18 protein-coding genes are annotated in these 21,585 nt (G+C 29.7%); 1 reads left to right on the forward strand and 17 read right to left on the reverse strand.

All coding sequences use genetic code 11. The features are described 5' to 3' along the window. Positions 1-53: 53 nt before the first annotated feature. The 6 genes from RYM86_RS16885 to RYM86_RS16910 form a co-directional block, all read right to left on the reverse strand. Entirely contained in the window at positions 54-1,157 is a 1,104-nt protein-coding gene (locus tag RYM86_RS16885) for a chitinase (protein WP_315081948.1), read from the reverse strand. A 65-nt stretch (positions 1,158-1,222) separates the two neighbouring features. Next, the gene (locus RYM86_RS16890) at positions 1,223-3,298 is read right to left on the reverse strand and encodes a hypothetical protein (RefSeq protein ID WP_315081951.1); all 2,076 of its coding nucleotides are present in this window, start codon (positions 3,296-3,298) and stop codon (positions 1,223-1,225) included. A 350-nt stretch (positions 3,299-3,648) separates the two neighbouring features. Further along, positions 3,649-4,023: a DUF956 family protein gene (locus tag RYM86_RS16895; RefSeq protein ID WP_315081952.1), complete on the reverse strand. Its 375-nt coding sequence runs from the start codon at positions 4,021-4,023 to the stop codon at positions 3,649-3,651. A gap of 203 nt (positions 4,024-4,226) precedes the next feature. Beyond that, positions 4,227-5,138, reverse strand: coding sequence for a PTS system mannose/fructose/sorbose family transporter subunit IID (locus tag RYM86_RS16900; RefSeq protein WP_012422962.1), 912 nt, complete (start codon positions 5,136-5,138; stop codon positions 4,227-4,229). 19 nt (positions 5,139-5,157) lie between these two features. After that, complete coding sequence (locus tag RYM86_RS16905; RefSeq protein ID WP_315081954.1) at positions 5,158-5,967, reverse strand: PTS mannose/fructose/sorbose transporter subunit IIC; 810 nt, start codon at positions 5,965-5,967, stop codon at positions 5,158-5,160. Between the two features lie 32 nt (positions 5,968-5,999). Further along, positions 6,000-6,977 (reverse strand): mannose/fructose/sorbose PTS transporter subunit IIA, encoded by a 978-nt coding sequence (locus tag RYM86_RS16910; RefSeq protein WP_315081956.1) that lies wholly within the window; start codon positions 6,975-6,977, stop codon positions 6,000-6,002. A gap of 849 nt (positions 6,978-7,826) precedes the next feature. Here RYM86_RS16910 and RYM86_RS16915 point away from each other — a divergent pair. Further along, positions 7,827-9,566: an ATP-binding cassette domain-containing protein gene (locus RYM86_RS16915; protein ID WP_315081958.1), complete on the forward strand. Its 1,740-nt coding sequence runs from the start codon at positions 7,827-7,829 to the stop codon at positions 9,564-9,566. 430 nt (positions 9,567-9,996) lie between these two features. Here RYM86_RS16915 and RYM86_RS16920 read toward each other — a convergent pair whose 3' ends face one another. The 11 genes from RYM86_RS16920 to RYM86_RS16970 form a co-directional block, all read right to left on the reverse strand. Continuing rightward, entirely contained in the window at positions 9,997-11,136 is a 1,140-nt protein-coding gene (locus RYM86_RS16920; RefSeq protein ID WP_165415706.1) for an acyl-CoA dehydrogenase, read from the reverse strand. 171 nt (positions 11,137-11,307) lie between these two features. Beyond that, the gene (locus RYM86_RS16925) at positions 11,308-12,744 is read right to left on the reverse strand and encodes an FAD-binding oxidoreductase (RefSeq protein ID WP_315081961.1); all 1,437 of its coding nucleotides are present in this window, start codon (positions 12,742-12,744) and stop codon (positions 11,308-11,310) included. Between the two features lie 147 nt (positions 12,745-12,891). After that, positions 12,892-14,436, reverse strand: coding sequence for an L-lactate permease (locus RYM86_RS16930; RefSeq protein WP_315081963.1), 1,545 nt, complete (start codon positions 14,434-14,436; stop codon positions 12,892-12,894). A gap of 287 nt (positions 14,437-14,723) precedes the next feature. After that, positions 14,724-15,662, reverse strand: a complete 939-nt coding sequence (locus RYM86_RS16935) for an electron transfer flavoprotein subunit alpha/FixB family protein (RefSeq protein ID WP_315081964.1) — start codon at positions 15,660-15,662, stop codon at positions 14,724-14,726. Between the two features lie 21 nt (positions 15,663-15,683). After that, on the reverse strand, positions 15,684-16,469 hold the full coding sequence (locus RYM86_RS16940; protein ID WP_315081965.1) for an electron transfer flavoprotein subunit beta/FixA family protein: 786 nt from the start codon (positions 16,467-16,469) through the stop codon (positions 15,684-15,686). 389 nt (positions 16,470-16,858) lie between these two features. Continuing rightward, complete coding sequence (locus RYM86_RS16945) at positions 16,859-17,017, reverse strand: hypothetical protein (protein ID WP_315081966.1); 159 nt, start codon at positions 17,015-17,017, stop codon at positions 16,859-16,861. 128 nt (positions 17,018-17,145) lie between these two features. Continuing rightward, complete coding sequence (locus RYM86_RS16950; RefSeq protein WP_315081968.1) at positions 17,146-17,865, reverse strand: WYL domain-containing protein; 720 nt, start codon at positions 17,863-17,865, stop codon at positions 17,146-17,148. A 78-nt stretch (positions 17,866-17,943) separates the two neighbouring features. Beyond that, complete coding sequence (locus RYM86_RS16955) at positions 17,944-18,339, reverse strand: hypothetical protein (RefSeq protein WP_315081969.1); 396 nt, start codon at positions 18,337-18,339, stop codon at positions 17,944-17,946. Positions 18,340-18,770: 431 nt separating this feature from the next. Further along, complete coding sequence (locus tag RYM86_RS16960; RefSeq protein WP_315081971.1) at positions 18,771-20,270, reverse strand: hypothetical protein; 1,500 nt, start codon at positions 20,268-20,270, stop codon at positions 18,771-18,773. A gap of 32 nt (positions 20,271-20,302) precedes the next feature. After that, entirely contained in the window at positions 20,303-21,082 is a 780-nt protein-coding gene (locus RYM86_RS16965) for an abortive infection family protein (protein WP_315081972.1), read from the reverse strand. A gap of 173 nt (positions 21,083-21,255) precedes the next feature. Next, positions 21,256-21,426, reverse strand: a complete 171-nt coding sequence (locus RYM86_RS16970) for a hypothetical protein (protein WP_315081974.1) — start codon at positions 21,424-21,426, stop codon at positions 21,256-21,258. Positions 21,427-21,585: the final 159 nt, after the last annotated feature.

Raw genomic sequence — 21,585 nt, forward strand, 5'->3', positions numbered from 1 at the left:
TATTTGTTTCGCAACTTTATTTTACACGATATAGTTCAAATATGGGCTTTTTTTTAATGTCGCACTTGATTATACAATTCATCTTTTATATTATTAAAATATTCTCTATAACTATTTGAAAACTCAAAATTATTTTTTGCATCCCAATTTATAGACCATGACATTAAGCCTCTGAAACCATTATATCCAGTACTATTTACTAATTTGTATTTTCCACCAAAAGAAGTTCCTTTTATTATATAATTTAAAGCTTTCTTCATTTCTGTTGGACTTATATATCCACCACTTGGAGCTGCTGCTTGAGTAGCTGGTAACCCTATCATTACTTGTGTTTCTTTTAATGCTGGGAACATATTATTTTTATTTCCTGCTATAGGGAATCCATTTAGTAGCATTTCTGCCATTGCAACTTCATAATCTGCAGTTCCTTGAGTATAGTTATTTCCATCTAATCCTTGATTTCCACCTGCATTATAATGTTGAACATGAATATATGTCAGTTTATCTTTAACACCATATATTATGGGAAGATATGCACCCCATATGTTTCCATAAGCTGTTATACCACCTTGTACATACGCTGTTTCTGGTGCCATACTTATAATAAAATCTGATCCATATTTATTAGATAATTCTTTTATGCTAGATATTAAGTTTACAATTTGAGGTGTTGTTGGATTTTTAAAATCATTATCTCCACCATTTAATGATATTCCTGTTTCTAAATCTATGTCTAATCCATCAAATTTATATTTGTCTATTAATGATGAAATTGAGTTTATAAATTTTTGTTTAGATGAAGCATCTTGTAATAATACAACTCCATTTTGTCCGCCAATTGAAAGTACAACCTTTTTACCTATACTATGAAGATAATTTATATCTGAAATAAATTCTGTTTCATTATAACATGGGGTAAATTCTACAACTGCTCTGTCTCCATATGTCTCTCCAAATGCCACATTTATAACATCCCATTTTGTAGATACATCTTTTAATTTGATAATTCCTGTTCCATTATCAAAATTGTGCCAATATCCAACAAGTAATCTATTTCCTAACCCTGACGATGCTTGTACACCTTGAATTGGTAAAAGAAAAAATGCTAGTAAAAATAATGTACACACTGATATTATTTTCTTAAATCTTTTTAACATAATTTTATCCTCCTTAAGTCTTTTAAATTGATTTATTTTTCTCTATATATTTGAATAATAAAATTTTATCTGTTTGCATTGCTAACTTGATCAATCCATGATTCTCCTGATGGTGCTGGATTGCTTATATCTGGTAAGTGTTCTCTAGCAACTCTTAAAATAGTCAAGAAATCATATCTATATGATATAGTATCATCTCCCCAGTGTTTAGATAAAACATCAAATGCTTTATGAACATCATTAGTCATAGCATTCCACTCATCATCTGTTGGTGTACCATTTTGATAGAATTTTCTTAATTCATCTAAATATTTATCTATATCACTTTTAGTAAGTTTTTCATCATAAATATTATCCTTTGTTTTATCCATTTCATTTACTATAGTTTTAATAGTATCAATATGGCTTGCATATCCTCCTAATTGATAATCTTTACTTAAATCAGTTGATTGTATAGCTTTTTCTCTTTCTGTTGTGAATATATTTTTTTGTAAAAGTCCAAAGACCCCTCTATTATACGCATTATCTATTAGTACAAATTCTGCCCATGGATCTTTAGATTCCTTTAAAAAATCTTCAAAATTATTTTTAGGTATTGCATACAAAAATTCTCTTGTCATAGTTATTGAAATTCCTGAACTTATTGCTGCTGATATATAGCTTGAATCATCTGGTTCACCTGTTTTTAATGTAACAATGTTTTCATGTTCCGCCTTAGGTGATAAATAATCTATATATTGTTTCTTTACTTCATTAAAGTTTCCTTTTTCTTGTTGAAATGGTCCATCTGGATGTTTCTTTTCTATTGGCCAACTCCATTGTTTACCATCTACTGTTACAATATTTCTAGTGTCACCAGCTTCTAATGGTATTAATCCACAAGTGAAGTTTTCCTTTATTGATAAACCAATCATATAATTAGGATTTAATTTAAATATTTCTTGGTCTGTAGCTATTCCCATTGCAAGATACTTTGATGGCATCCATACTTTTAATCCATTTACTCCATTTATTGCTTCTGACATTTGGTTTGGTAATCCCATAGTTATTTGTGTTTGACTACTTGGACTATATGCAATTAGCTTATTACTTGTATTAAGATTTATATTTGAATTATAGTATTCTTTTTCATCACTAATTAGATTTGAAGATTTTAAATCTGTTTTTCCTTTTGACCAAGATGATGGTAATTTTGAATAATTAGGATAAGGTACATTTCCTCTAATTTGATTTGCAACTAATTTAGTTGGTTCTATACTATTACCTTGCTTTTCAGCTTTAACAATAAATGTTTTAGTAGTATTTAATCCTATTAATCTTTCATCTTGTTTCAAATTTATAGTAACATTATTACCTTCTTGTTTAAAATCTGCTGCATTATCAACAGAAATAATTTTAGCTGAAGTGTTAAATTTTACTCCCCAAGTTGAAAAATCATTTCCTGCCCAAGTATAATTCTTATTTGGATTAGCTATCGCAATTGCCCATTGTATATTTTTTTCATCTTCTGATAATAATTTATAAGCTACTGCTGGTGTTCCACTTGCTTTATCTGGTAAATCTATATCTATTGGTGAATTATTATCAGTTACTTTATGTGTTACTGCGCTAGAAAGTATAGTAGTTCCAAATGAATTCACCAGTTCTGCAGTATAAGTATATTCTCCATTTGGTTTATTAATAAATATTTTCTTTGCAGTTTGAGGAGATGGAGAATTATTAACTAGTTTTTCTTCATGTATTAACTTTCCATTCTCATAAAGTTTCCAGCTATCAGCATTATTTCCATACCATAAACTCATAGTTATTGTATAATCACATTCTCCAGCCCATTTATCCTTTGTTAATGTACCTTGTGATGGAACCCCTGTAGTATTTGATATACCTCCCTCTATTTCAGTTGTCGATATTTTTTCTATATTACAAGCAGCACCAGTAGTTATATCATTATTGAATTTTATAATTTCATTCTCAGAATTAGATATTCCCTCTTTTGTTTTTGCTTCTATTATATTTTTAGTAATAGATGTGTCTTTAATTTTATTTGTTTCTGCATTTGCTTGAAATGGAGCATTAATACTTTCTACCCCTAAAACCATAATAGTTGCACAAATAGTTATTAATTTTGCTTTTTTACTCATTTCATTACCCCCTATACGTTATTGGTATATACCAATTTTAGTATATACAAAATATTCCTTTTAGTAAACCTACATATTATTTCAATTTGCTACTGCTTAGTTTATATTTTAAATTTATTTTACAAATTTATTTATCCTTTTTTATTATATATTGTATTTATTTGTAATAAAAAACAATAAAAAAACTTACTACAAAATAGTAAGTTCCTTAATTTTTTTAATGAAAAACTATATTAATTATCCTAAACTGAGATCTAAAATCTCCTCCTAAAGTGGAAACTTTTATTAACTCTCATCCAAGATCAAATTACTTTTCACATATTTATATACATTATAATTTCTTTAGTTAATCAACTCTTCTTAAACATGGATTTAACTGCTTGTTTCACCACATCAAAAAAACTTAAAGAATTAACCATATGATCTGGATTAACATAATTTCGAACAGCACGAAGCACTTTTTTTGCTTCTTTAGAAGAAAAAGTATAGGTACCATTTTTCTTTGTTTGGATTGCATATCGTGGAATCCACTTTCCTTTAAACAATACGGATGCAATGACATATTCAACTTCTTCCCAAGGGATTTGAATATATTTATGAGAATCACGAGAATTATAGAACTCAAAGCCTTTATCGCCTATCATTATTTTACCATAATCTGCAAGTCCAGTAAAAGCTGTTGCATCAATTACTAGATCTACTTTTGTATTCAGTGATTGAACCATCTAAAATACCTCTTTTCTACTTATATATACATTTGTTTTTATTATATATTCTTTATATACTTCTATCAATCATTTAAAAATATATAAAAAACACATACTTCAATAATTTGTTTCATTAGTATTATAAAAATTGTTTTTCTTACTTTAACTGCTTTATATGTTAACAAAAGCCCAGGCTAAAAGCCTAGGCTAAGCAAAAAATATTACATTAAACCAATCAAATGGAATACAATACCAATTACGAATAATCCAAGAATTATAACAATTGGAGATACCTTCTTCTTAAGCAACCACATACAAATAAATGTAATTATTAATCCTGCAAGTCCAGGAATTAATGAATCTAAGTTATTTTGTAATGTTGTAACTTTTTCAGGTGTTAATGACATACCTGCGCCTTGTTGCATTAAAGCTGTTTTTATACCTTCTGCTCCTTGTGGAAGAGCACTCCAATCAATAAATGCACCCTCACTTAACTTAACTGATGATACTACTGGTGCAAATTTAACAGATACCCATCTATTAACTAATGATCCCAAAATGAACATACCTAGTATAGATGCTCCCTTTGTAACATCTTGTAACAAGCTACCTGATAAATCATCACTAATACGAGATCCTGCTTTATAACCAAATTCTTGTGTATACCACATGAATGCCATACGAATAATATTCCAAGCAACGAAGAATATTATTGGTCCAAGTATATTACCACTCATAGCAAGAGTAGCACCTAATGCTCCTAAAATTGGTCTAACAGTAAACCAAAAAACTGGATCTCCGATACCTGCTAAAGGTCCCATCATACCAACTTTAACACCTTGAATAGTTGCATCATCTACAGGTGCACCATTTGCACGTTCTTCTTCTAAAGCTAATGTTACTCCAAGAACTGGTGAAGCTACATATGGGTGAGTGTTGAAGAATTCCAAATGACGTTTTAATGCCTCTGATTGTTCCTCTTTAGTCTTATATAATCTCTTGATTGCTGGAATCATTGCATATGCCCAACCACCGTTTTGCATTCTTTCATAGTTCCAAGAACCTTGAAGGAAAAATGAACGGAACCAAACAGAAATACGATCTCTTTTTGTTAATTTTAATTGTTTTGACATTTTCGTTTCCTCTCCCTTCTTAGTATCTATCAATGATATCCCCTAAAGGATCACCAGTATTTGAACTTCCACCATTACCTGCTCCACCTTGTTTGCTAAGTGCTAGGTAAATAAGAGCTAAAGCTACACCTATTGCTCCAAGTCCGATAAGTGTAATTTGTGAGATAGTTGCTAATACGAAACCAATTGCAAAGAATGGCCAAACTTCTTTTGTAGCCATCATATTAATTACCATTGCGTAACCAACAGCTACAACCATTCCACCACCAATTGCTAAACCATCTGTTAACCAAGCTGGCATAGCTGCAAGTAACCCTGATATTGGACCAGCACCAATTATTAAAATTAATGCTGCTGGAATTGCAATACGTATACCTTGTAAACAAATAGCAGCAATTTGCCACATTTCAATAGCCCTTATATTTCCGTCCTTAGCCGCTGCATCCATAAAATGTACGAATGCTGTAGCAATTGTACGACAAATAATTGTTAATAATAGTCCTGCAACTGCTAAAGGAACAGCAATAGCGATTGCCGCAGTAATTCCTTCTTTACCAGTTTGACCTCCAAGAACTAAAATGATTGCTGATGCAACAGATGCTAATGCTGCATCTGGTGCTACTGCTGCACCTATATTTGCCCAACCTAAGGCCATCATTTGAAGAGTACCACCTAAGATTAAGCATGGTAATAAATTACCTGTAACCAATCCAATTAATGTACATGCAACTAATGGTTGATGGAACTGGAATTCATCCAATATACCTTCTACACCAGCTAGAAATGCTATAATAATGACTAATACAATTTGAAGTATATTTAAAGTCATGATTACTAATCCTCCTTTTATTAATAATTAAATTATTTTTGTTTTTTTAATTCTTCTTGTGCTCTTTTAAGTATTTCATCCATATTTCCTTTTGAATCATTTGGTACTTTACGAACATCAAAATTAAGTCCAGCTTGTTTTAACTTATTGAATGTATCAATATCTTTTTGATTAAAAGCAAGTACTTTATTTGGTTGAACCTTACCTATAGAATGAGCCATAGAACCAACATTTATTGTCTTTAATGGCACTCCACCTTCTACCGCTCTAAGTACATCTTCTGGATTTTCAAAAAGAAGTAATGCGCGTTGACCACCAAAATGTTGATCATCTTTTGCAAGTTTAATCATATGATCAACTGGAACAACATGTGCTTTAACTCCTGGTGGAGCAGCTTGTTGTATTAATTTCTTACGAAGTTCATCTTTAGCTACTGCATCTGAAACTACAATAATTCTTGTAGGTTGCACAGTTTTTGTCCAAGCAGTGGCTACTTGACCATGAAGTAAACGAGAATCAATACGAGCTAAAACATATTCGAATAATCCTGGTGCACCTGCATTAGATTGTTCAGCTGAAGCTTCAATAGTCTTGCCAGTATCTTCTGGTTCTAATTCTTCTGGCTTAACCTTAACTCCTTCTTTAGCTGATGTTAAGATATAAGATGCAATTTCTTGTGCAGATTCCATAGAAAGACGTGCACCATAAGCTTCAATAAGCATTGGTAAATTTAAACCAGCTACTATTGCCCATTTATCTTTGTGTTCTTGAAATAAACCATTTGCTTGATTGAATGGTGTACCGCCCCAAAGATCAACTAAGAATAAGACTTCATCTTGATTGTCAAAGGATGCAATTGCGTCTTTCATTTTTGCTTTAAGATCATCAGGTCCTTCACTAGGCATCAACGTAACAGCTTTTACGTTTGCTTGTTCTCCAAAAATCATTTTACCAGATTGCATGATGCCTTTAGCAAATTCTCCGTGACTAGCAAGAATAATTCCTACCATTTTTATACCTCCTATTTTTTATTTGTTACAAAAACAAAAAAGACATAAGCATTTGGAAATAAAATAAAGCAATATATGTTCAGATCTGGTCACATTGTTTGTACACTAAATTAAATCATAAAAAAAATCATAATACCTTAAAAAACTGTACAAAACATATGATACAATAAACAATATTACATTTACTCTATTGCATTTTTTATTTCCCTACGCTTATGCCTGATCGAATCAGTAACACGCTAAATATTTATATTTTATTGTAATCTACTTAAGAACTCTTACTAAAATATTCTTTTTTGACTACGTTTACATAATAGCACTTTTTTTCTTATTATGCAATATATTATTAAGATTTTTTTAAATTTATCTTAATAATAATTACTTTAATTGCAAAATAGACCTTTTATAAAAACTTTAAGTCAACCATTTATTCTTACTCATATCCACTTATTTTTATATACTTGCCTTGCCTCACTATACTTCATATTAATCACTCCTATTCGTAATCTTATCTTAATTATATCCTATTTATAAAATCCAAACATCATATTATAAATGTTTTCTCATAAAACCCTTTTTGCGTAAAAATGCCCTCCCTTAGCGAAAATCCCACTAAAGTGTGTGCACAAAAATAGACTACTATACTTAATGTATTAAAATACTAGGACAGTTTTTGTTTATTATATGAAATGATTGAACTTAGTCGAAAAAAGTGTTATGCTGTCAATGTTAAACTTAGTAAAATGTCTTTACTACATAAAAATCAAGTGTAAAATTTCAATTGCTAAGAATATATTAAAGCGCTTATTTTTATAAGCTCTTTTTTAAGTTATAAAGAGAGGTAATAATATGATAAAAGTTGATAACTTATCCTACTCATTTCCCCAAAAGGATTTATATAATAACATTTCATTTACATTAGAAGATGGTGAGCATTGTGCTTTTATAGGAACAAATGGCAGTGGAAAAAGTACACTTATAGATATACTTATGGATCCAGAAGAATATATGTTTGATGGTACATTAGAAATATCTCCAAATTGTAGAATTGGGTATGTAAGTCAATTCTCACAACTAGATAAAATAAAAGAAATTACAGTTTTCGAATATATAGCAGAAGATTTTATTAAACTACAAAATGAAATCACATCTATTTGTACTGAAATGGAGACATCTTCAGATATTGATACTTTACTAGAAAAGTATCAACAAGCTTTAGACGCATTTGATGCAATTAATGGCGATGATTTTGAAAACATTATTAATAAGAAACTTAATCTTACAAACTTAATCAATTATAAAGATTTAATGATATCTGAACTTAGTGGTGGAGAATTCAAGCTTATCCAAGTAATTAAAGCAATGCTAAATAGTCCTGACTTAATGATTATGGATGAACCCGATGTGTTTTTAGACTTTGGAAACCTTAATTCTCTTAAAAATCTAATTAATTCACACAAAGGAACATTGTTAATTATTACGCACAATAGATATCTATTAAATAATTGTTTCAACAAAATTCTTCATCTTGAAAACATGGAGATACAAGAGTTTGATGGAAGCTATATTGATTATAACTTCTCATTACTTCAAACTAAAATTGAATTACAAGAACTGGCTGCTGATGATACTGCAGAAATTGAAAGAAATGATATATTAATAGAAAGACTCCGAGAACTTGCAACTGAAAATGCTGAACAATTCAGAGGAAAAACCTTAAGGGCTAGAGTTAAAATTCAAGAAAGATTAGAAGAACGTAGAATTAAAGCTCCATTTATAGCTATTAAAGAACCAGATATCAATTTAAATACCTATAATAAACTTGAAGAAACTATTGCTTTAAAAGTTAATAATTACGGTGTTGCCTTTGATGATATACTTTTAGAAAATGTTAACTTTGAGATTAAATCTACTGATAAAGTCGCTATTGTCGGTTCAAATGGTACTGGAAAAACTACTTTACTTAAAGAAATATTTAAAAATAATAATGATTCTATTGTGGTAAATGAACAAGCTCAAATGGCTTATTTATCTCAGATTCAAGGCAAAACACTAAATGATTCTAATACCATACTTGAAGAGTTCTTGGATGCTGGTTTTGAAACTTATGAAGACATTAAATCACATATTTTTGAATATGGTTTTGAAGAAGAAATACTTAATCAAAAGATAGAGTCTTTATCTGGTGGAGAAAAAAATATGCTTCAATTAGCTAAAATTTCTGCTAGTAATGCAAACTTGTTGCTTCTTGATGAGCCTACAAGTCATTTAGATACATATTCACAAATAGCATTCGAAAAAGCCATAAAAAACTATAATGGTGCTATTCTAATGGTTTCTCACGATTTCTATTCTATAGTAAACTGTATGGATTATGTTTTAATTGTTGAGGATAAGAACATAAGAAGAATGAATATGAAGACTTTCAAAAAAATGGTTTATGCTAATTATTTTGGAAAAGATTATTTAGAAATTGAACAAAATAAAAAATTAGTTGAAATAAAAATAGAATTAGCTTTAAAAGATAATGATTTTACCACTGCAAAAGATTTATCTGAAGAGTTGGAAAAGCTGATTAAGTTACTTTAAATCTTATATTTTTTTACTTAGAACGTTAGAAAAGGGATTTAGCTATATCTAGGCGTTAATTCTTTGACGCTTACCTCTTATCAAACAAAAGCAGATAAAATTATTCTTAATAAAATCACAATTTTTATTAAAAAATCACATAAATCTAAGATCCTAAAGTAGAAAATTCTTTGAAAGATTTTCTACTTTAGGATCTTAGATTTTTTATATTTATATTAAACTAAACAACTTGTACTTTGAAATCTTTCTTTTCTTACCTTCATTAATATTTAATGTATTATAAATTCTTAAAGAATAAAAAAGCACTCCATCCAATTAAAGACATAAAAAATAACAAGTTCCCTATAATATATAGTTGAACTTGTTATTTTCATAGTTTATTTAAATGTGTTTAACTAAAGAGCAAATTTATTAGTTCTTAAAATGTGGCTTATCTAAGCATCCATCCTGAAATCACCATCATTTGAACTTCTGATGTTCCTTCATAGATTTCTGTTATCTTAGCATCACGCATCATTCTTTCAATTGGATAATCACTTGAATATCCATAGCCACCAAATAATTGCAGGCAACGATTTGTTACATCAGTAGCATTTCTAGAAGCAACCAATTTTGCCATAGCAGCTAAATGTGTATATTTTTCATGATCATCTTTTGCACATGCTGCTTGATATACTAAAAGTTTTGCAGCTTCTGTACTTGCACGCATTTGTGCAAGTTCAAATTGAGTATTTTGGAATTGTGAAATTGATTTTCCAAATTGAACACGCTCTTTAACATATTTTACTGTTTCTTCTATTGCACCTTCTGCAATACCAAGAGCTTGTGCTGCAATACCAATACGTCCTCCATCAAGAGTCGCCATTGCAATTCCAAATCCTTTACCTTCTTCTCCTAAAAGATTTTCCTTTGGAACTATGCAGTTATCAAAGAATAATTCACATGTAGAAGATGCACGAATTCCCATCTTTAATTCATGAGTTCCAACAGAAAAACCTGGGAAATCTTTTTCAACGATAAATGCTGAAATACCCTTTGTTCCCTTGCTCTTATCTGTCATAGCAAAAACAATATATATCTCTGCATATCCTGCATTTGTAATGAAAATCTTGCTTCCATTTAATACATAATGGTCTCCTTCAAGTACTGCTGTTGTTTTTTGCATAGAGGCATCAGTTCCAGCAACAGGTTCTGTTAATCCAAATGCACCTAATTTTTCACCTGAAGCAAGTGGTTTTAAATATTTTACTTTTTGCTCTTCTGTACCAAAAGTATGAATTGGAGTTGCACAAAGACTTGTATGTGCTGAAACAATAACACCTGTTGTCGCGCAACATTTAGATAATTCTTCTACACATTGTACATAACTTAATGTGTCCATTCCAGCTCCGCCGTATTCTTCAGAAAATGGAATTCCAAGTAAGCCCATTTCAGCCATTTTTGCTACATTCTCTTCTGGAAAACGCATGCTTTCATCAATTTCTTTTGCGATTGGTTTTACCTCATTTTCTGCAAACTCGCGATACATTTCTTGTAATTGTTCATGGGTTTCATCTTGTCTAAAATTCATATTAATCTCCTGCCTTCCTTTTTTCCTTTTTATAATTTGTGGGATATTAATTGTTTTTTCTTAATTCCTTTTCTTGTTTTGTGGAACATCTTTTCCTTTTTACTTTTTGTAGGATACGCTTATTTTTCTTTTTTTACTTTTATGAGATATTTATATATATAAACTTTTTTATTATGAACTTAAACCTTCTATTTGGCTACATACTTTACCTGGATTCATAATGGAATTTGGATCAAAGACTTTTTTAATACCTTTCATTAATTCCATATTTACTTCTCCAATGCTATCTCTTAAATAGCTAACCTTTCCACTACCAATTCCATGTTCTCCTGAAACAAGGCCTCCACATTTTATTGCTTCCTCGTAAATAATCTTAAAGAATTTATCAACTCTTGTTTTAAACTCTCCTTCTTCTAAATCATTACTGCATTGGTATATGTGAAGATTTCCATCTCCTGCATGTCCAAAGCTTTTAATAGTTATTCCACACTCTTCACCAGTTTTATTTACAAATGCAAGATAAGAAGCAATTTTATTTACTGGAACTACAACATCACATTCATCTAATAATTTTGTTTCTGCCATAATGGCTTCAAGGAAACTAGAACGTGCAGCCCACGCATCCTTAATTTTTGCTGGTGTATCAGCTACAAGCACATCAATTGCTCCTGATTCTAATACTATTTCACTAGCTTGTTCTATAAGATTATTTAACTCATCTTCATTACCTGCATCAACAGTTACAAGTAAATAAGCATTTGCAGTTACTCCATCAATTACTTGTGGGAATACGCTTTTTCCAATATATCTTTCACTAGATAAAACGATTTCTCTTTCCATAAATTCTATAGCTTGCGGATTCATGTGTTCCATTTTAAATTTAGGAACAGTAGCAATACAATCATCTAAATTTTCAAAAGGTATAATTAAACTTGCAACTACCTTTGGTGCTGGCATGATTTTAAGTGTAAGTTCAGTAATAATTCCAAGGGTACCTTCTGAACCAATCATTAAATTCAAAAGACTATAACCTGAACTTGTTTTCGATACTGTAGCTCCAAAGTCTGTTACTTCACCGGTTGGAAGTACAACCTTCATCGCACGTACATAATCACGTGTTGCACCGTATTTTACAGCTCTCATTCCACCAGCATTAGTTGCAACATTTCCACCTAGGCAAGCGAATTTTTCACCTGGGTCTGGAGCATATAATAATCCTTTTTTTAAACAGTCCTCTGCAAGATCGTTTAATAAAACACCAGCCTCTACACGTACAATAAAATTCTCTAAGTCATAAGAAAGTATTTTATTCATCTTTGTAATATCAATTAAAACTCCTCCGAGTAGTGGAACTGCTCCACCTACAAGCCCCGTTCCTGCCCCTCTTGGAGTTACTGGTATTTTATTTTCATCACATATTTTTACTACCTTTGAAACTTCTTCAGTAGAATGTGCCATAAATACAACTTGTGGAGCTGCTTTTCCATAGATAGGCATTTCATCGTGACTATAATCTTCATTTATATCTTCACCTGTTAAAATATGCCCTGGAGCTGCCTCCTGTAATTTCATGATTAATTCTTCTGTTAATTGATTATACTCTGCCATAATAATCATTTCCTTTCTAATTTATTTAGTGCCAAATTTAAATTATTTCCTAAACTTTTACCTGAGATCTTTCATCCCTTATATTTTTATACTACTTATTTCTTATCTTTTATCTCTAAATACTACTTATATCTTACTTATTATCTCTTAACTAAATAAACGTGTACCTATAAAACATAGGATTCCACTAATAGTTATATAGCATATATAATATTTAAATACACTTCTTAAAATTTTACTTTCCGAACCAGATTTGCCTATTGCACTTGCGCCAATTGCAATACTTTGAGGACAAATCATCTTTCCTATACCTGCTCCAAGTGTATTGGCTGCACCCATCCATGCTGCTGAAAGTCCGAGTTTTTGTGCTGTTTGTACTTGTAATCCTCCAAATAAAACACTTGTAGATGTACCTGAGCCTGTGACAAAGCCTCCAATAGATCCTATTAATGGTGAAATTAATGGATATGCTCCTCCTGTAACTACAACTAAAAAACTTGCAATATCTGAAATCATTCCACTATAGCTCATTACTTTTGCGGTTGACATAACTGCACAAATTGTTACAATCGTTTTCCAGTTTGCTTTTAATGTACCTTTTAATACCTCAAACATCATTGGCACTTTTGCACCTTGTGTAAACCCTCCAATAATGGCCGCAATAAAGATAATTACACCCGGTGTATTAATCCAACTAAAGGTTAAAGTGTTTCCTCCTTTACCTGCATATACAATTACACTAGTTTTAAATCCTGCAATTGCATCATAAATTGGTGGGCATAATGTTGAAGTAAACATTAACATTAAAAATATTAGAATAAATGGGCACCAAGCTTTTACTGCATTACTAAATGATAAAGTTGTTTCTTCTTGTTTTTCATTAACTTGAATACAATATTCTTCTTGAGGATTTTTATTAAATATTTTTGCTGAAGCAACTGTACATATCATGCAACAAATAGATCCTACTATATTTGGTAATTCTGGTCCAAGTACTGTTGCTGTAATATAAGCAGGTATTGTAAATGATAATGAAGCAACCAAGGTAACAACAAATACCCCTTTAAGTGCCTTTATTCCCCCACCTACAATGGATACCATAATAAATGGACTTATAAAAAGGATAAACGCTTCAATTATCGCTGTGTTTGCTGCTAGTGAGTTAGCTCCAACTTTCGTTATTTCAGAAAGTGTTACTAAAGGTATTCCAACTGATCCAAAAGCAGTTGGCGCTGTATTGGCAACTAAACATGCTAGAACTGCTGAAATTGGATTTAATCCAAGACCAGCGAGCATTGATGCTGGAATAGCAACTGCTGTACCGAATCCCGCCATTCCTTCCATGAAAATACCAAAGCCCCATCCAATAATTAATATTAATACTCTTTTATCTCTAGAAACTCCAGCTAACATTTTTTTAATGGAATCCATTGCGCCTGTACGTAGAACCAAATTATACGTAAACAAAGCTGCAACAATAACTAGACAAATTGGCCACAATGCGTTTAGTATTCCTTCTAATACTCCTGTCATAGTATAAATGACATTCAAATTCCAGAAGAAAATAGCTAAAATCATTGTAAGAACAAGTGTAATTAAACAGGCTTTAAAACCTGGCATTTTTAATCCGCTAAGTGCAATTATAAGCCAAATAATTGGTGCTATGGCCATTAAGAATTTTAAAAACAGCATTTCATATCCTCCTTATTTAATTCTTAAGTGGTATAATCTTTCACAAATTGGTATGACCATGGTATTATAATTATCCATCTCTCCACTTGCTAATTAATACTGTTTTAAAAATATACGAATATAATTATTTTTTATATGCTACGTTTATTATTAATTTATTTTTAATAATTCTCTAAGTGTACAAGTGTAAAATTTTATATTTAATTTCATATTCTTGTGAATTGAGATTTATTTTTAAGTTATTGCAATAGCTTTTAGTGAAATAACCCTTTATCTTAGAAAAAATTTTACTGTGCTTTTGCTTTTTTCATTTCTTCAATCATAACTGGAAGAATTTCTGCAACATTACCAACAATACTTAAGTTAGAAACTTCAAATATTGGAGCCTCTTCATCTTTATTAATTGCAACGATATAACCTGAACCTGTCATTCCAGATGTATGTTGTGTTGCTCCAGAAATACCACATGCAATATATAGTTTTGGTGCTACAATTTTTCCTGATTGTCCAACTTGATGTGCACGAGAAATCCATCCTTCCTCAATTGCGGGTCTTGTTGCACCAACTACACCACCAAGTACACGTGCTAATTCTTCAACAAGTTTAAAATTTTCTGCATTTCCCATTCCACGTCCACCAGAAACAATAACTTCAGCTTCTTCTAAATTAACAGATTCAGAAATTTCTTTTACTACATCAACAATTTTTGTCTTAATAACATTAGATGAAATTTCAACCTTCTTTTCTGTAACACTTGCATTTGAAGCAGATTCTGGCTTTGGAAAGCTTCCATTTCTAACTGTAACTATAGCAGTGCCTTCTACTTCAATATGTTCCAAAATTGTGCCACCATAAGCTGGTCTGGTATATATAACTTTATCATGGCTTTTACTAATTCCTGTTACATCACTTACACAGCCTAAACTCATTCGTCCAGCAATACGTGGTGCAATATTTTTAGCGAGTGCTGTATTAGCTAATAGAATAATATCTGGATTTTGTTCCTTAACAGTTTCTGCTAATACTTCTGTCAAAGTATCACAGCCATCCGCATTATCTGCAAAAATAACTGGAATTCCAAACTCTGCTACTGTATCTGCTAAAGCCCTGTTACCTACTACAAGAGCTGTTCCTTCTACCTCTAATGCTTTTACTGCACTAATAAGTTCTAGGCTTCCTCCCAATACTTTTTCTCCATCTGTTTCAATAAACAATAATGCTTTCATACTTTCCTTTTCCCCCTTAATTTAGATTGCCTTATCCTTTTTCATTTGTTCCATAACAGCACTTACTGCAAGCACAGCATCTTTCTCTTTAATCTTGATACCAGCTTCTTTCTTAGAAGGTTCAACATATTGAATGCAACATACTTTTGCTTGTTTTACCTCTCCAATTTCTGCTGCTGAGTAAGTTGGAATTACTGCCTTACGACTTGCCATCTTAGTTTTAATCGTAGGGTAACGTGGATCATAATTTGGTTTACTTACTGTTACTACTGCTGGTGATTTTAAAGAAACTAAATTATATCCTTCATCAGTTTCTTGATGAACTTCCAAATCATTATCTTTTAGACCTATTTCAATTGCACTACTTACAAAACCCATTTTAAGTTTTTCAGCAAGCATTGCTCCAACCTCACCAGTAATTTCATCTGTAGATTCCTTTCCACAAAGAATTAAATCAAATTTTTTACCCTTGTCCTTTTCAATTTTATTAATAGCATCTGCCAAAACATGAGCTGTTCCAAGGGAGTCTAAATCTGCATATAAATCATCTTTTACAAAAAATGCTTCTTTAGCTCCTACAGAAAGACAATTTTTCAAGGTGTTTAAAGAATCTTCTGCTCCAACTGTTAATACACTTACTTTCCCTCCATGTGCTTCAGTCAAACGGACTCCTAGCTCTAATGCATATGTATCAAATGCATTTGCTACCAAACTCACTCCACTTAACTTGGGTTTTTTAGCTTTCTTATCCAAATGAATTTCAACAGAGTCATCTGGAACTTGTTTTACACATAACATAATTTCCATGTTTTTTCTCCCCTTTACCATTTACATTAATTTAATGATATTAACAAGTTTATTAATATTCTTTTCCTAGATTTAATATATTCCTATAATCAAAGATAATTTTCCTCCTATAAATTCATACGTACTTGTCATACCAATCATAAATAGGTAGGACCAATTTATAATTTCATTATATCTCCTCAAATACTGCTTGTAAACAATTGTTAATAATTTAACAGTAAATGTTTACATTGGTAATTTTCTCTATTATAAAAAGTTATATATATATATATAAGTCCTTAAATCAATTTTTACATCATTGATTTAAAGTAATTTTTTCCTTAATACCCTTATTTTTATATTTATTGTTAAATTAATAACATAGTCATATCAAAAAAATATTTAGATTATTAAGATGACATAACTTGCATTAATAATCTAAAAATACCATTTCTTCTACAGAACCCTCTTACAGAATCTCTTGATAATCCTATAATACTAGCAATAGCCTTATATCCCATATCTTTTAATCTCAATTCTCTTATTTTTTCTTTTTGGTCCACATTCATATGAATTGCTCCTTTCAATCAATATTTTGGCAATAAAAAAACGCCTTGAAGAACTTTACTAGTATTCTTAGCGCTTATGTACTAAATTTGTATTTTATCTGAAATTTTAGATGCTTTTATAATTTGGATTATGTTGAATGTTTATTAGTTTCTATGTAATTTTCAATTCTATCAACTCTAAATGGTATTTCAAATTTACTGCTTCCTTTTTCAATTTCAGAAACTAAATAAAAGTAATATTCATTAAAAACTACTGCTATTGGGTTTACTACATGATGTTTCTGCCTTCCATCAGCTCTTTTATAATCAAATTCAACTTGTTTACCTCTTTCAATACTCTTTCGTATAATCCAAAGCAAATCAATTATATCTTTCTTGTGCTGTGGTTCAACATAATAAAGTTCTTCTTTAGCAATTATCTCTTTTACAACTGATGCGTCTTTAACTTGAGAACTTAATATATTTAACATTCTTGTTATTTCTTTTCTTGTAAATGCTCTTGACTGTATTATTACCTTCACAAAAGCATATATATCGCTTTCAGAAAAATCACAATCTCCTCTCAAATTTACTTTATATACATTATCTTTACGACAGTAGCTTATTTCTCTATACACACCATTAGAACCCTCATTTTCATAGTTACATTTAAAATAGTCATTTAAACATTTAATATCTCTTCTAACAGTTCTCTCACTTGTACCAGAATATTTTACAAATGCTGCTTTATCAAATTGATTTTCTTTATTAATTAAATTATATAGATCAAGAATTCTATATATAGCCAACCTTTCACTTGGTATCTGGTCCTCACCCATATTTTTATCATTTTCTTCTTTAATCACCATATTTATCACTCACCCAGCAATATTTTACTTGAAATATTAATTTTTGTATATAGTTTAGAATATTTTTAGTGATTTTAATCATCTCCACATTTCTATTGCTAAATAAACTATTTTTTTTAATTCTCCTATCAAACCCTTAACTTCATACCTTGAAATATTATCAATTATTTTCTGTCCTTTATCATTATTACATAACCTTTTAAAATTATCTTGCAAATATATAATCTCATCAGCATTTAAATTGTTAATACATTCTGCTTCATAACAGTTTACTAGTACTTCTTTAACCTCATATTCTGTTAAATCTGACTGTGGAATAATACTCTTATATTTATATTGAATGTATAATATTAAATCACATATATCTTTCGGCTTTATTCTGCTCTTAACTAAACATCTATTCTTTTTATTTGTACTTTCTTTACTATACTTTATCTCATATACATAATTAACTTCTCGATTTAACATGTCCATTTTATCAATTCCTCCAAATTTCTATGTTTAAAATATACTCCAATAATACAGACATATAATGTCCATCTTGAGTAAAAATTTATACAAATGGAGGACCTTTAATAGCAACTGTATTGGATTCTATTAAATCAAATGTTGCCCAAAAACTATATCACCTTTCTTACTTTATATTACAGTTATAAATGTCAACCTATGAATGGTTCTTCCGCATTTATATGTTACCTCATAAAATAAAAACAAGAGTCTCCGAAACCAAAAATCCTTGCTGTAAAACTAGCAATTACACTTTCACTCTCAGAAACCCTTATTTATCAGTGCTTCAAGCACTTTTATTTATCTTTTTTTGACATCTTTACTACCGTCTTCACATGTGCTGAGTGTTGTGTGTAGCACAAATATATTAATTAAGATGTAGTGTGATTTATAAATCTTTATTCCAATTGAAATAAACAATTAACTATCAAATCATATACCTGTATACTTTCAGGAGTTTTCAATATATAATCATCTGTTTCTGTTACTCCATCAGGATTATCAGAAAGCTCTACATTCAATACTGAATTAACTATATCACTTCTTACTTGTGAATAGGCTATCCCCATAAATGGTAAAATAAATTTTGTTTTTTCACTAACCTTTACAACTAATAGATACATATTCTTATATTCTATTATTCTCACTTTACATTTTTCTCTTGCAATACTATTAATTAAATCCTTGCTATGAGGATATGTCCTATCGCAGTATATATACATTTCTTTATTATTTGTATCAAATCCCTTAATATCATCTCTTTCAATATCATATGCCATATAATTCACTACTATAGGTGATTCAGAAACTTCTATCAATTGTCTAGTTTGTAACTCATCTGTATTCAAAAAAAGTATCTTCTTCTTCATACAATCAAAATATGATGTAACATAGCTTTTTTCACCTAACTTACTCTTCATTATTTCCATAGATTCTTTAGGTATATATAACAACCTACTATCAAACAAATCTATGTCGCACATATTTCCCAAATAAAATAATATTCCCAAACGTTCCCTACAACAATTAAAAATTTCATCATCATTAGATGTATCTGAAGAAAATGTACTAAATGAATGTGGAAAGCTATAATTAGGCAAATCCTTAATATCTATTTCTATAAGCTTAACAGTGTCAAAATATGTGGATATCTCATTTATTCTATGTGAATTTTTATATATTTGCTTTAAATATTCTTTTATCTTATACATTATATCATCATTAATAAAATAATTATCTCCCATATCTTGCTTTAACTCAAGCTCTAAAACTTCCAAATTTAATGCTCCTCTTTTATCAATAATATTATAATACTTATTTAATAACTTATTTAATCTTTTATTAGGAATGTATTTTTCTACATTCTCTATATCAGAAATAAACTTTTTAAATTTCTTTTTTTGCTTAAACACTTCAATATCTATCTCTGTGATATTTGCATTTAATGAAATTTTAGCTAATGTAATTATTAGGAAATATAACTCGTCTATATTTATATGTACTGAACTTTCAGGCTCTAAATATTTTAAGAATTTTATAAGTGGATATATATATTTATAATACTCTTTATTGTTCTTCTTTAAGTATTGTAGATAATCAAAATAGCATTTATAACCTTTGTTTCTTATTATATATATACATTCGGCAAAAACAGCAGCTGCTTCTTGTACTTTTCTTGAATGTGTACAAAACTCATCAAGCATATGTTTATAATTGTTATCATATATTACAACTTTTCTTATTAGATAGCAAAACATTCCCCATACTGTTTGCTTAGTTAATAACATATGAATTGTTTCATGTAGTATTGTTGCATTAATTTCTTCTTCACCATTGTCCATAAAATTAATAGCTGTAACATTACTAAAATCATATTCTCCTAAAATAGATTTTTTCATTTTTATTTGCCCCCAGTTCTAAATATTATTTATTAAATTCTAAAATCATAATTAAATTTATTATCAACTATTTCTATAAAATCAACTATATTAACTACACTTTTATAGATAAACATACTTTCATCTTTATTTAAAACATCATTATCATGAGCATAGCTTTTATTATTTCGCACATAATTAAACTTATCTAATATAGAAATTGCTGTCTTTAAAATAGCCTTACTCATTTCACTTTCAATTTTACCTTCTGCAATAATAAATTTAACATATTTCCCATAACAAGAGTTTAATGGCTCATCTCTTTCATAAACAATATTGTGTTTATCACAAAGCCTTCTAACATACTTAATCATATAAGTATGTAATCTATCTAACGCTAATGCTGGTTGTCCATCCTCTATAGATAGTTTAATTGAATTCGCTAATACTTCAAAGCTTTCTTCACTTATATTATTATGTAATTCTTCGTTCTCCTTAGAATCCTCATAATAATCTTCCTCAAAGCATATCGATTTTATATCATATCCAACTTCAGCTGGAATTGTACTATCACAAATATCAAATAAAATCTTTTCTATTTGCTTATTATCTAGAAATGGTAAATTATCTTCTTTAACATAAAACTTTATTCTTATTCCTTTTGCATCCCATCTCCCTGCTCTATCAACATAATATGATGTTCCTAAATCATCTATACAAATATAAGCATCTTCTAATAATTTTAAAATGTCAGCTCTATTTTGCCTTTGTAATTTTCTACATATAATATTAAAAAATTTTTTATTATCAAATGGTAATTCATAAGTAAACACTTTATATACCTCTCTCTTATTAAAAATAAACTACAGAAATACATTCTGTAGTTATAATTTAAATCCACGTTAACTTTCTATTATTTTATTTGGTGGTGCGGTAGGGGAATTACCCCTAACTATGCTTAACCTTATATCAAAAGATTTATATTATAGTAATAATATTCCGTCTCTTAAAGTTGAGAAGATACCCCGCAAGCACAATTTCCCACCATCAAGCATAAAAATATCATTTTCATTAGCATAGCTCCTTCTAATTTATATTCAAAATAAATATTATTAGATATCATCCAACTAACTCTTATGGACAGACCTGCTATCACCATAAATAATAATCCTAACATAAGCAATTACTTATTTACCAATTATAACATATTATATAATTTAAGTAACTATTCAGCCATAGCAAATTAATTTATTTTTAATATAATTTTAGATACAACAAATAGAGGTACTGAAATTCTAAGTACCTCTAAATTTATCTTAGTTACACTAAGGTCGGA

Source organism: uncultured Clostridium sp., assembly GCF_963527835.1.
GTDB lineage: Bacteria > Bacillota > Clostridia > Clostridiales > Clostridiaceae > Clostridium.